Below are 12,816 nucleotides of genomic sequence, written 5' to 3'. Positions count from 1 at the left end.
TCACATAACAATTAAAATTCAATACAATACGGCCACGGTTACTTTTTGAGATTAATATGCTTAAGCCACTTTCGACCCTGTTGGTTGTTTTTGTGATGCTGTTTGCTTTTGCTGAGCAATCATTTGCATATCATCAGCCGTTTGAATCTCACGTTCAGAGTAACAATTCAACTCAAACAAACCAAAGCAGCACATCTCATGCGGTGAGTAACGTCGACAATGAAGAGGCATGCTGCGATGTACCATGCTGTGAACTTGGCTGTGTTTGCCCCGCGAATAGCTGTATGTTTTCTTTATACTTACCTATGGCTAGTTGCTCAACAAACGTTGTACTGCAAAATAACTCTGCCGTGAACTATATTGTAAAACCACCTATTTTAATAACTACGCGCCTTTTTAAGCCCCCCATTTTGATCTCATAAAAAGCCTGTGTGCTCAGCATTGTGTACACAAAAACAATTCTCAATTAAATAGCGCTGATATGCGCGACTTTTTGCATCTATGAGGTCAAAATGCTTTTTAAACACTCAAAATGTATGGTGTCGGTTTTATTATTGCCACTTTGCGCTTATGGCTCACCAGAGCACCATGAACATGATCACAAACACAACGCGGGTAAAATAGAAAAAATTCAAGTCACAGCATCTCGTTTAGGCCGTATTGTGACTGAGTCAGCAACACGTATTGAAATAATAAACGGCGAAGAAATTCAAGAAAAAGCGCTGATGCGTCCGGGAAATATCTCTATGCTGGTAGCTGAAACAGGCGGCGTGCGGGTACAAAATACCTCACCTGCATTGGGTAGCGCAAATATTAGGTTACAAAGCTTATATGGCCGATATACGCAACTATTAAGTGATGGGCTCCCTTTATATGGCGGCCAAACGGCATCAATTGGCTTATTACAAATCCCCCCCACTGATCTAGCCAACGTTGAGATAATTAAAGGCGCGGCTTCTTCTTTGTATGGTGGTTCAGCGCTCGGCGGCGTGATAAACCTAATTTCACGTACCCCATCGGATAAATTTACAGCAGAGGTGCTGCTCAATGCCACATCAAAAGATGGCCAAGATGTAACATCCTACTTTGCCACGCCACTATCTGACTCATTTAGTACATCTATGACTGCCGGGCTACACCGACAAACAGCGCAAGACCTAGACAGTGATGGTTGGTTAGACATGGCACAATACCATAGAGCCACTATGCGCCCAAGGCTGTATTGGCAAGGCGACAATGGAGCCAGCTTTTATACCACATTTGGTGCCATGACAGAGCAGCGCAATGGCGGTACAACCAAGAACGCCAGCCTGCCCGATGGCAATGCTTTTGCACAAACACAAGACACCGTGCGCCTAGATACCGGATTTATCTTTGCTAAGCCACTGACCAACACGCTTAATGTCAATGTGCGTGGCGCAGCAATGCATCAAGCCCATGAGCATGAGTTTGGTAATGCCATTGAAGATGATACGCATGAGAGCTACCTAATTGAGTCAAGTTTGTCGGGATACTCAGATAAAACCGCTTGGCTCTTGGGAGCGGCTTTTCAGTCTGATCAATTCAGTTCAGACGGTTTTTCGCAGTTTGATTATGCCTATAATGTGCCTGGGTTATTCTCACAGTTAGATTACGAAGCAAGCGACAACATCGCCTTGTCATTCAGTGCTCGCACAGATTGGCACAGCGAATACGGCACGCAATTTAGCCCCCGTATTTCAATGTTGTACAACCCTGACAGTTGGACTATTAGAGGCTCTTACGGTCAAGGTTTTTTTGCACCCACCCCTTTTATTGAAGATATAGAAGATACGGGATTATCTCGACTTGCCCCTCTTGAAAATCTCAATGAAGAAAGCGCCTCAACAGCCTCGCTTGATATTAGTTATGTGTTTAATAGCTTAGAAACAAGCGTGACTTTATTCGCCTCTGACGTTGAGAATGTCACTGAACTCGACGTGATCAATACATCACCAACCGCTGATAAACACAAAATTCGCATCGTTAATGCTCCGGGACAAAGCGAAATACGTGGCGCTGAACTGTTGCTACGCTACCGTTGGCACGACATTAAATTAACGGGTAGTTACTTATACACCGATGCAAGCAAACAAAGTAATGTGGGGGTTAAGCGAGTGCCTCTTACACTCACGCCCAAACACTCCGCGGGTGCCGTCATCATGTGGGAAGAACATGGTAGCCACTTACTCGGCTTTGAGGCCTACTATACGGGAACTCAACATCTAGAAGGTAACCCATTTCGTAACAAAAGTGGTGCCTACTGGCATTTGGGCCTACTGGGGCAGATCACCTCTGGGCGTATCAGCTACTTTATTAATGCCGAAAACCTGCTAAATATCAGGCAAACAAAAGAACATCCCTTGGTACTGCCAGAACAAGCCCCAAGTGGCCGCTGGACCACAGATATTTGGTCACGCAATGATGGATTTACCGTCAATGCTGGAGTACGTATCAAGTTTGGTGATTAAACAACATAAAAGCACAAACAGTATCGGGATAGACTGATGTTCACAATGTAGCCCGCATACGCTTTAAACTTAACGCCAAAAGCAGGTAACTAACCTCAGGTTTGGATAAGGGTTTTGGAATAGAAAATATTTTGTAAACAAACATTACGTACAATCCAATGATGCTATTTTTTTCAATATCAAGGCGCTTTTATGCAGTAATAGTGGGCTATTACAAATGAAAGCAACGCCGAGAGTGAGAAAAATAGCTTTATCGGACAAATTCGCTTATACAGAGCTGAGGTTAACTATACCTCGCACCGACTTGATGACGGATAAGCACCTCTGAGCGTACAAAGTCAGAGGTGTTAAATGACATATGAGCTGCCTTATAACTCACATTCTTTATCATCAAATGATAACCTTTTGTTCAGTGTAAGGCGCTTTTATACAGCCTTGTACACAGTAATAGCTGATTATTGCAAGTGAAAGTAACGTAGATAGAGGGCAAAACAGCTTTATTGGGCAAATTCACTTGTCCAGCGCTGATGTTAACTTATTAACATGTAATAAAACTGGCCTTAAAGCCAACTGCGGGCGATATTGAAACAATACTGACAAACAACACCCACCAACGGTAAGTAAGCCCAAAATAAACACCACTGCATTCACCCAACCCATTACCAAACTAGATAAATACCAACTGATAGCAATAAGGCCCCAAGCAACGACTCGCCGACGCCGAGCCTGTATCTCACTGGGTTTAAATTCACGACCCAACACTTTGGTGTATTTTGGCAATGAGAGTAAAAATAAACACAGCGCTTGGTAAATAAACATGACCGAAAACAACATTATCATACGACCCCCTCAACCTTGCGCTTAATAACTTTTACAGACTGAATATGCTTATTAGCACGCGTTACTTTGCTTGCAATAAAGGCACATAGCAAACCCGCCACTAAATTACTCATATCGAACGCAACGTAAACCCAATCATTACTGGCAAAACTTGGTACTAAGCCTCGTTGAGTGGTCAATGCATTTATAATTGGCACCGAAACAAAAAGCAGCGCTGCAGCTGTCCATTGTTGATACCACGCTTTTTGCCCTTGGTTTTGCCATGTAAAGTACATACCATGCACCAAAAACGCCAACCAAGTAATAAACAAGCTATGTATTTCCCAATCAGCACGCCCATCAAACGCGACTGGTAATAATCGATTTGTTAGAAAATATACCGCTATGGCTGCGGGTAGACCAACAATGGTGCCAATGTTTAAGCCTTCTGTAAGTTTAAAACTAAACGGCAAACCATTTGGGTGATTGAGCGCCTTTTTACGTCGTTTTGTAGTCCATAAAATCATACCTGTTGCTATCATTGCGCAACCCGTTAGCCCCGAAATAAAATACAACCAACGGATTGGTAAATCTGCAAATATTCCTTCATGTAACTCCAAAAAAACAGACTGCACTCGGCGCACTCCTGCGTAATGCGCTTGATAACTTAGCACCTCGCCACTGGTGGCACTGATCACTAACTTAGTGCCATCGTTACTTGGCTCTGATAGCTCTGGTGAGAACACCGCGACACTGCTTTCATCATACGGGTGATAAATGCGAATAGCGTAGTTTGCTTGATTGTTACCTTGACCGGCTAAGTAAGCTGAAGCATGTTGATAAAGTACTGGTAATGGCAGCATAGCAGCCGGGTTTCCCGACGCTTCAACAAGCGCCCCCCTTTGATAATACTCATCAAAAAATTGTTTTTTACTTGGCTCTCCTAACCCATAACTGGCATTTAAAATAAACGGTACATAGGTAAACGTGAACATAATGAGACCAGAATAGGTGATCATTAAATGAAACGGCAAGCTCATCACACTCATTAAATTGTGCCCATCGAGCCATGACGTTGCACCTTTATTTAACCTAAAAGAGAAAAACTCTTTAAATATTTTTTTATGAACAACAATACCCGTTACCAACCCAAGTAACATAAACAAAGTAAACACGCCTACAAAATAGTAAGCCAAGCGAGTGGGTATATAATGTAATCGATAATGCATTCGATAAAGCGACTGACCGCCACCCGTTGCTCTACTTTGCAGCACTTCACCCGTTTGTGCATGCAACAGCTGTGAAACACGCTCCAACTTACCTTCATCGTTGTACTGCTGATAGCCAACCTCTAAATGTGGCTCTGTGCGAGAAAGCGGTAAATAAATACGCCAATCTTTTGCATTTTGGCCATGCTGTGCAAGGTGACTTTGCGCTGTAATCAACGCGCTTTGAGTATTGCTTGTGTTACGCGGTAACTCAGGCTTCATCCAAGCGTCAATTTCACTGTCAAAATAACCTAAAGTGCCGGTTACAAAAATAAAATACAGTAACCAACTAACAATAATACCCGTCCAAGTATGCAGCCAAGCCATCGACTGTCTAAAGCCACTTTTCATACTCTTTGCATACCCCACATTAAAGCGCCACTTATTAACCCCGTTGCCATAAGTAACAACACACTAACCCTAAGCAACTGTTGCCATGTTTTAAGTGCAAAAGCCCACATAATATAAGCCGTATAAAGTACAAAGCTCAGCATAGAAGCAGCGGCCACTGAGTCTGGTTTTGACAGCGGTAAACAATAAGAAATCACAATGCTGGCCGCCATTACCAATGGATAACCAAAAACAACGATGATCAGCAAGCGGCTGACAACCTCTTTATTTAACGCCAATTTGGGGAAGTTTATTTGCATCACTTAAATTAAAAATAACGAACCATAATTGCAAATGATAACAATTACCGATTACATTTGTAACTGATAACTTTGACTTTTGTGCAATAACCCTTAATTAAAATAAAAAGCGTATTTTTAGCGTAAATGACTTATGCGGAACTTTGGTTTTTTGATGACGCACTGTTAATTTTATTAATGCAGCCTAAACCTAGCTTGATAAAATGTGCAGCACACTTTGGCTAGCACTTTCTTAGGTCATTAAAAACATATATACCTGCCAACAATCACATTAATGTACTAATCGACTACTCATATTGCTCATCAAAATACATCAGAGCAAAACACAACAGGTACAGCAATACGCCACAATGCTTTGTTCTACCTTTATGGTCAACACTCATCCTCGCGGATTATATCCAATCAGCTTATTTGCTCGGTTAAATTACTTTTCATGTGAACTATGTAATTGTCTGTAATCGCTTTTTTTTGTTTAGAAATTATACTTGGGTCTTTCATTCGACAAATATTTAAAGGAATAACCATGGCAATTATTAGCTACACTAGTTTGAATAATATCAAAAAACTTAGCATCAATGAGTTACCAAACACACCAACACAAATTGATGAACAACTGGGTAACTATAATGAAATGGCCCATGCATTTTCGCCCTCTCCATTTGACTTAATACGCCTTAGTATGACTCAGCCTCTTACCTCGCAATATTGTGCAGCTTATAGCTTGACTGCCGCCGCCGCTACACTTGGGATACTGCCAGAGAATAAAGAAGTACAAATTCAACTACAAGATGGTAGTCAATCAAAAATCACACTAAGTCATGAAGATAATTTCACCTCTTTGGCGCTTAAACTCTATAAATTAACTCGATTTGATGCAGCAGAGATTAAAGAGCTATTAAAGGTAGACTGTATTCCAAAAGAAACAGAGAAAGGCGGTAGTGTGCCACTGCGGGTCGCTAAAGTAGCAACTAGCCTAGGCATGAATGCTGAGCTTTTTGTCACCAAGCAAGCTTTCGACAATTTTGATTCGTTGGCACAAAAAGAGATAGCTGAGCTTAGCTCTAAAGCAAGCTCGCAGGATGTGTTGGCATTTGTTTTTGGTAATTCACAGGAATATACCTTAACAGAGTCGCCTATGCCCACGCCTCAAGCGGATGAGCTTAATTTGGTGTTAATCCAAACACCAGTGAATACCTTGCATTGGGTAGCACTCAGTAGTGACAGTACGTATTTTGATTCGCTTCGCAACTTTCAACCTGGCGGTCAATTTGGGTGTGTTGGCAGTCAATGGTCAGCTAGGCCTTACGTTGATACGGGAGTTTGGATAACAATAAAAAATAAAGAAAAAATGCAAAACGAATTACTTAAACTAAATTGCAAAGGGTTATTTACTTTTGACTAGGGGCTGTTTGGGTTAAAAAAACAAACAACATTTGGGTTGGTTATAATGGTGTTGCCAAAAAGCCAAAGTAACTTCCCCAAATGACGAGGTTAATGTTAACAAATGATATTGGTTGGTGCTTATATCACTACCGCCATTTAGTTGAAAATGCATTTCTTAAGATTAAAAAGTACCGCGCAAGTGCTACTTGGTATGATGAGTTGGCTAAAAACCATCAACATATGGTATCTCTAGTCTTTTCATTAATGTAACGACCTTTGTGAGCTATTCATAAAATGCACACAAAAAACATACTCCAGCCAAATAATAATAAACTAAATCAATACAATAAAGTTCAACAAACAAAAAGTAATGATAAGAATTGACGAGAAATAGCTCCACATTTGCTCGAGGATGCACATTTTCAAGAACGGCTCGTATTTGTATGTACACGACACTTGTACTTATGATGCTACAAGGTATGCAACTTATATCGAGAGGCTACTTTGACTATCATGAGCTAAAACTGGTTTACGTCACAGTAGACTGGATATGTAATATAATAACTATTTCAGCAATTGCTATGTACCCGCTGAAATCCCTAAGAACATACATAAAAGAAAAATGTGCGGTAGAAGAATAGTCTTTTGCAAGAAAGTTAGATTCAAAGAATCAGTGGCTGGCTCACACTTAACATTATTCAATTAAGCGTAATGGAATTCTGAGGCAAACTCAGAATCACGAAAAGTATATAATATATAGCATTTTGTCTTCCTGACGCAGGTCAGGATCTTATGCGAGAGGCGTTAAGCCCAGTTATTACAAGCAAAAAGTTAAAGATAATACGTGATCACGCTACTCTAAAAGCACATAAGAAAGCTTGGCTAGAAGCTTTAAAAATAAAATCAATTAACCTTTTTAAAGTTTGCCCATATTTGACGTGCAGGGTAAATTGAAATGGTATACATCATCGTTAAATTACAAAGCCATCCTACAATAACATATAGCGGCTTAAGCTCATGGTAATCAAAATGTCCTCTGGCAACTAACTGCATCATCTTGATAACAATATGAATAAAACTTATGTATAAACAAAGCCGTGAGGCGAAATTAAATAAACACTTTCTTAGCCTATGCCAACAAAACAACACCAATATACAAATAAACATATTGACTATACCGGTAAAATAAAAGACTTTTATCCTGTCATTTAAGCTTGGCATTAAGGTATGAAGAAAAAATTGCGCCATTTCTGAGCCTAACATATGAAACAAAAACACACATACCGCAACCATAAGAATGCAAGTCGTGAAGTTGTAATGAGTTAAGTTGATGACTTCTGGCGCTAAACAATGACCATTTATGTGTTGGCAGCTGTGTGATCAAAAACCACGTTATAATTAAAAACTCATAACCTTTAAGCACCCAGCCCAAGCTATACAACAGTTTATTTAGTTCCATTTACCCAAACCGGATTGTCAAAACACTCAGTAAATAACCGAATACTAAAGAAGTATACAAAAAGCCAAATAAAGGGCAAGCTTATGATGTATAGACATATGTTTTGATGCCTATACATCATTTTTTACTCAACTGTAAAAGTTATAACATCATTCAAGCAGCTATTAACAGACTTACACCTGTTGCATATACCTACCGCTCTACCTTACAACATTCTTTGCAAAATCTGATTTCCTGAGTGCTGATGTTTAACCAAAGCACTAAGGTGTATTATGATAAATACCAACAACGCATAGCTGCTATATTCATGAGCTCTTGCAAAAAAGAGCAACCATGTTTGGTCGGTAATCATAGGAGCCAAACTCCACAAGCCAAAAATACCAAAAGGTCGATCCATCATCAGTAAACCAGAACAAAGCAATGTAGCAATTAAGGTATACATACAGACATGTGCAACATGCGCCACTTTAACTTGTGCTACAGGTAATGTTTGACAATAAACTGGTTTTTTAGTCCGTATTGCATGCAAAACACGCCAGACAAAGAATGGTATATATATCATTGTTAAAGAAACATTAAACTCTGTAATATAAAGCTTTAGTTCTCGCAATGCGTCCGGTTGAGGTACTGCTATAGAAGGTAAAAAGCTAACAAATAAACCTGACAACATTGCCCATACTATCACCACCGCTGATACCCAGTGCAGCATTCGGGATGTGCGATCAAACTTTAATACTGTCGATTCCATAATTCGCGTCTAAATAAAAGTAAAAAAAGTCAGCCTGTATCCTTAAAGTAAAGTTAATTTAAAAACTTTACTTTAAACAAAAGGCCTGTGATGGCACCTTAATATTTGACTAACATCATTTGTTCTTAAGGTGTCTGGCGCTATTCGATTACTCTGCTTAAAAAGAATCAATTATTTATTAGGCCTGAACAAAATTATTAACCGCTTTTTTCGCTGAAGACAGGCAAGCGCCCATGTTGTGGCCTTCCAAATAATCTCCTGCAATTTCCAAACCTTGGATACTCTTAATGTAATCACATATGATTTTTTTCGCTTTAGAATGATTTGCTCCATACGCACATAGGCCTCCCATATGCCTCTTTACGTGATAGCGCACTCTTGCAGAATTAATCGGGAGAATAGACGAGAACTCTGTTTCAGCTAGGTCAACCAATTCCTCATCAGATAGCTGTAAAGCCTCTCGTCCTTTTTTACCAGCAATTGTAAAACGCACAGAATTGAGTTTATAAGAACGATTTGCCGAACAATGTCCTAAGTGATAACTTTCGTCAAACATAATCGACTGGCATTGTTCATCAAATATATCAGCTTCATACTCTGCATTGATCAAAGCAACAGGGAAATATCGAACCGACTCTATCGCTTGTTTAACCTGCTCAGGTAATTCAATCAGGTTCGGTATTAAATGTAACGGCAGAGTAATTAGTGCATGGCGCGCAGCAACAAATTCTTGGCTCCCTCGGCGCTCAACCATCAACCCTGTGACTTTATTGTCTTCGATCACTATTTTTCTTACGGCAGTATTAAACTCCACATCATGATTGGCGGCTAATTCTTCAAAGAAGTTTCCAATGCTATTGCTAAAAGTTCGTAAGGAGCCAACACCAAACGGCAACAAATGAAGTAAGTTAGAATAGTAGGTTTCTTCCGGTTCAGCGCCGCCCATAATGATCGAAAACATACGTAAAGGTCCTTTGCATAGTTTTTTATGGAAGTGTTCAGTGATCGGCGCATGGTCGTACGCTTTTTCGATGTCAATCAGCTTGCCTTCATCGAAATTTAAATGGTCTTTGTGTTTCAATTTATAGCTAATCATGCGCTTAAATTGCAGACTACCGAGCACACCGACGTCTTTCATCATATTAACAACTTCAGTCAAGCCCATTTTTTTTCTAAATGTCTTTAGCTTTCCCTGCATAATAATATTAAAAGCATGATGTTGAGCGTCTAACTCTTTTATCTTTAGGTCATTTGCAATTTCCATAAAGTGAGTCCAAGACTCAGAGAAGTTTTTTCCACCAGTCTCAAAAAAGCCATCATTAAGCTTTTCATACCCAGCTCGACCACCTGGTTGATTTTCAGATTCATAAATAATGGGTGAAAAGCCATTTTTCTTTAAAAAATGTGCACTACCTAATCCAGAAATACCCGCGCCAACAATATGTACACCTTTATCCATTATGCTGCTTCCTTATTATTCATTTTATTCGATATCGAACAAATCAGTTTACTCAATACATCTCCAGGGCCCACTTCTTCCCAGTTACATTGGCCGTTTTCATTGATATAGTGTATTGAGTCTATCCATTGAACAGAGCTACTTAACTGTTTAGTTAAGTTTTCGGCAATAGAGTCATCTTGATAGGGTTTAGCCGTTGCATTTGAAATAACTGGCACCGTTAACTTGCCAAATGTAAATTCCTCTAAATATTGACTGAAAGCTTCTTCAATAGGCTTCATATATCTAGAATGAAAAGCGGCACTAACTGGCAACTTTACAAATATGGCCCCTTGCTCTTCAAAAATGCCTTGTGCGATTTCAATATCATCCTGCAAACCTGAAACCACTGTTTGGGTAGGGGAGTTATAGTTAGCAACATCAATGTTACGCAACTCAGGAGCTTTTAATACATCATTAACTTGCGTTGTCTCTATGCCAATGATGGCTGCCATCGCACCATTTTTAGCGGTGCTCATTAGTTCACCTCGTTTTTTAACTAGTCGTAAACCCTGCTCAAAACTAAATGCACCTGCAGCAAAAAGTGCCGTAAATTCACCTAAGCTGTGTCCTGCAAAAAAATCTATTTTTTCATTTAAGGTCTGTGTTCTTTTTAGATAGTGCAGTGCGTTCACAACATAAAGGGCTGGCTGAGTGTACTGTGTTTTAGACAAAATCTTATTAGGGTCTACTAAACACAACTCTTTGATTGAATAACCTAAAATATCATCCGCAGCGCGAACGTAATTATCAAATTCATCAAAAAGTTCTTCTCCCATTCCCGTAAACTGAGACCCCTGACCAGGGAAAATCATCGCTTTCATAATATCCACCTTTTATTGTTATATTTTTATAGCTATATCTTTGGAAATAACGAAGCCTTACATTTGTAAGCAGCTGGCCAACGCTCTATCTAATTGACAGCTACAAAAAATGGCATACTCATTTCCACTCACTTAATAATTAAAAAATAAAAAATCCTTGGATGTTTTGTTTTTTTACTCTGTTATTTTTCCCACGGAAGAAAGCACTACCCAAAGCTCTCTTACACTTGGTATTTTTCCTATAAGGCATTGGCAAACCAGATAAAAATACTTTTTCATACAACAGTGTGCCAAGTATTCACCATGTACCACACAAAAGGTGCTGTTTTGTTATGTGCCGATAATTCGCATCTATGCGTAGACAAGTTACAGATTCTTATCTTCATTTACTCTCTTACTAGAGAGTAAATAAAGTACTTCGCTGTAGAGTTATCCATCAAGGTACTATTAGCCTAGATTGAAACCTTTTTAACTTTTGTAAGTTTGTACTTACTGACTGGGTGATACTAAGCCGATGTTCACCTAGCGGCCTTAATATTAAAGTAACGGTCGCACATGCTGCCCAGACCGAACGCGCTCAGCACCACGTACAATCACGCTGTCACCATCACGAATGTTACCGGCAACCACCACATGGTCACCTTTACTCGCGCCAAGGATCACAGGCACTTTATGTGCCTTTCCTTGTGAATCTACGGTGTAAACAAAAACTTTATTTTGTCGTAATACCAAAGCATCACGTGGCACCGTGAGCTGCTTTTCAGCCACTCCACTTGGCAACTGAACTTTAACAGCCTCGCCTATCACCCAATCAGTAGAGTCTGGCTTTACTCGTATTTCCAACATACGTGAGCGGATATTACCAACCGGAATAACACGGTTTACAACGCCTGACTTTGGCAACGATATGGTTTGTGCCTGAGCTGACTGTAACTGAACACGTGCCCCTATATTCAAATTGCTGTATAGATGAATTGGTGCGTATAGCGTAATTTCCTTTTCGTCTACATTCACAAACCTTAATAAAGATTCGCCTTCAGAAAGGTACTCACCAAGATTAGCCATACGTTCAACCACCACCCCATCAAAAGGGGCTATAATGCGCGATTGAGCAACTAAATAACGAGTGCGCTCGACTTGAATTTTGGCAGCTGCTAACTCTTGACGACTCATATCTCGCTCCATTTCCAATCTATCTAACTCTGATTGAGATGTACTTTCTTGCTCTGCAAGCTTTTTTTCACGAGAAATTTGGCGCGATAAATAATTTAACTCAGTTTTAAGTCGTTCAACTGCTGTTTGATTATCTCGCAAACGAAGTCGTAATAGCTTATCGTTAAGGATCGCCAAAACCTCCCCTTTTTTCACTCGTTGACCTACTTCTGAGATGTTTAACAGATGACCCGAAACTTCTGTTGCTATTTGTGAATCAGCACGGCTGATTAAATCTCCTGATAACCAAGTCGCTGGTGAAACTTCTTGTAACTTCACGGTAGCTATATCTACCGCTACGCCTTTGGGTTTCTCACTGGCAATCGCAGAAGTCATCGAAACCATCACCGAGAGGATAAGACTGCTGAACAATATCTTTGTACTTGAAATTTTGAAGGTGTTTTTTAACATTACATACTTACCTAATTTGAATTCGATAATTTGATTAACGCTGGGATTAGGTCAA

The 12,816-nt window shown here is 39.9% G+C and carries 10 protein-coding genes and 1 pseudogene; 4 read left to right on the top strand and 7 right to left on the bottom strand.

Annotated elements, in window-relative coordinates; genetic code table 11:
* Positions 1-56: 56 nt before the first annotated feature.
* Together SANK73390_RS00850 and SANK73390_RS00845 are read left to right on the top strand one after the other, a co-directional pair.
* The gene (locus SANK73390_RS00850; RefSeq protein ID WP_462762347.1) at positions 57-422 is read left to right on the top strand and encodes a hypothetical protein; all 366 of its coding nucleotides are present in this window, start codon (positions 57-59) and stop codon (positions 420-422) included.
* Positions 423-512: 90 nt separating this feature from the next.
* Positions 513-2,489 (top strand): TonB-dependent receptor plug domain-containing protein, encoded by a 1,977-nt coding sequence (locus SANK73390_RS00845; RefSeq protein WP_462762344.1) that lies wholly within the window; start codon positions 513-515, stop codon positions 2,487-2,489.
* A gap of 510 nt (positions 2,490-2,999) precedes the next feature.
* Here the strand turns inward: SANK73390_RS00845 and SANK73390_RS00840 are convergent.
* From SANK73390_RS00840 to SANK73390_RS00830, 3 genes are read right to left on the bottom strand one after another with little or no spacing between them, the layout of a single operon-like run.
* Positions 3,000-3,329 (bottom strand): DUF3325 domain-containing protein, encoded by a 330-nt coding sequence (locus SANK73390_RS00840; RefSeq protein WP_462762341.1) that lies wholly within the window; start codon positions 3,327-3,329, stop codon positions 3,000-3,002.
* Positions 3,326-4,927 carry a PepSY-associated TM helix domain-containing protein gene (locus tag SANK73390_RS00835; protein ID WP_462762338.1) on the bottom strand — a complete coding sequence of 534 codons (1,602 nt, stop codon included), beginning with the start codon at positions 4,925-4,927 and terminating at the stop codon, positions 3,326-3,328. Before SANK73390_RS00835 ends, SANK73390_RS00840 begins: the two co-directional genes overlap by 4 nt.
* Positions 4,924-5,226 (bottom strand): hypothetical protein, encoded by a 303-nt coding sequence (locus SANK73390_RS00830; RefSeq protein ID WP_462762335.1) that lies wholly within the window; start codon positions 5,224-5,226, stop codon positions 4,924-4,926. Before SANK73390_RS00830 ends, SANK73390_RS00835 begins: the two co-directional genes overlap by 4 nt.
* Positions 5,227-5,749: 523 nt before the next feature.
* Between SANK73390_RS00830 and SANK73390_RS00825 the strand changes: the two genes are divergently transcribed.
* Together SANK73390_RS00825 and SANK73390_RS00820 are read left to right on the top strand one after the other, a co-directional pair.
* Positions 5,750-6,628 carry a hypothetical protein gene (locus SANK73390_RS00825; RefSeq protein ID WP_462762333.1) on the top strand — a complete coding sequence of 293 codons (879 nt, stop codon included), beginning with the start codon at positions 5,750-5,752 and terminating at the stop codon, positions 6,626-6,628.
* A gap of 107 nt (positions 6,629-6,735) precedes the next feature.
* Positions 6,736-6,879 (top strand): annotated as a pseudogene (locus SANK73390_RS00820) (IS5/IS1182 family transposase); the annotation flags it as partial.
* 1,394 nt (positions 6,880-8,273) lie between these two features.
* Here the strand turns inward: SANK73390_RS00820 and SANK73390_RS00815 are convergent.
* From SANK73390_RS00815 to SANK73390_RS00800, 4 genes are all read right to left on the bottom strand, one after another.
* Entirely contained in the window at positions 8,274-8,816 is a 543-nt protein-coding gene (locus tag SANK73390_RS00815; protein WP_462762331.1) for a cytochrome b, read from the bottom strand.
* Between the two features lie 178 nt (positions 8,817-8,994).
* The gene (locus SANK73390_RS00810; protein WP_462762328.1) at positions 8,995-10,275 is read right to left on the bottom strand and encodes a protoporphyrinogen/coproporphyrinogen oxidase; all 1,281 of its coding nucleotides are present in this window, start codon (positions 10,273-10,275) and stop codon (positions 8,995-8,997) included.
* The gene (fabD, locus tag SANK73390_RS00805) at positions 10,275-11,138 is read right to left on the bottom strand and encodes an ACP S-malonyltransferase (protein ID WP_462762325.1); all 864 of its coding nucleotides are present in this window, start codon (positions 11,136-11,138) and stop codon (positions 10,275-10,277) included. Before fabD ends, SANK73390_RS00810 begins: the two co-directional genes overlap by 1 nt.
* Before the next feature lie 537 nt (positions 11,139-11,675).
* Complete coding sequence (locus SANK73390_RS00800) at positions 11,676-12,761, bottom strand: efflux RND transporter periplasmic adaptor subunit (protein WP_462762322.1); 1,086 nt, start codon at positions 12,759-12,761, stop codon at positions 11,676-11,678.
* Between the last annotated feature and the right edge of the window lie 55 nt (positions 12,762-12,816).

The organism is Pseudoalteromonas sp. SANK 73390 (assembly GCF_054966645.1).
This window is presented reverse-complemented; position numbering and strand designations above follow the sequence as displayed.

Bases quoted from the DNA above. Each gene is read 5' to 3' on its own strand.
- SANK73390_RS00850 (WP_462762347.1), top strand. From the start codon at position 57: ATGCTTAAGCCACTTTCGACCCTGTTGGTTGTTTTTGTGATGCTGTTT.
- SANK73390_RS00845 (WP_462762344.1), top strand. From the start codon at position 513: ATGCTTTTTAAACACTCAAAATGTATGGTGTCGGTTTTATTATTGCCA.
- SANK73390_RS00840 (WP_462762341.1), bottom strand. From the start codon at position 3,329: ATGATAATGTTGTTTTCGGTCATGTTTATTTACCAAGCGCTGTGTTTA.
- SANK73390_RS00835 (WP_462762338.1), bottom strand. From the start codon at position 4,927: ATGAAAAGTGGCTTTAGACAGTCGATGGCTTGGCTGCATACTTGGACG.
- SANK73390_RS00830 (WP_462762335.1), bottom strand. From the start codon at position 5,226: ATGCAAATAAACTTCCCCAAATTGGCGTTAAATAAAGAGGTTGTCAGC.
- SANK73390_RS00825 (WP_462762333.1), top strand. From the start codon at position 5,750: ATGGCAATTATTAGCTACACTAGTTTGAATAATATCAAAAAACTTAGC.
- SANK73390_RS00815 (WP_462762331.1), bottom strand. From the start codon at position 8,816: ATGGAATCGACAGTATTAAAGTTTGATCGCACATCCCGAATGCTGCAC.
- SANK73390_RS00810 (WP_462762328.1), bottom strand. From the start codon at position 10,275: ATGGATAAAGGTGTACATATTGTTGGCGCGGGTATTTCTGGATTAGGT.
- fabD (WP_462762325.1), bottom strand. From the start codon at position 11,138: ATGAAAGCGATGATTTTCCCTGGTCAGGGGTCTCAGTTTACGGGAATG.
- SANK73390_RS00800 (WP_462762322.1), bottom strand. From the start codon at position 12,761: ATGTTAAAAAACACCTTCAAAATTTCAAGTACAAAGATATTGTTCAGC.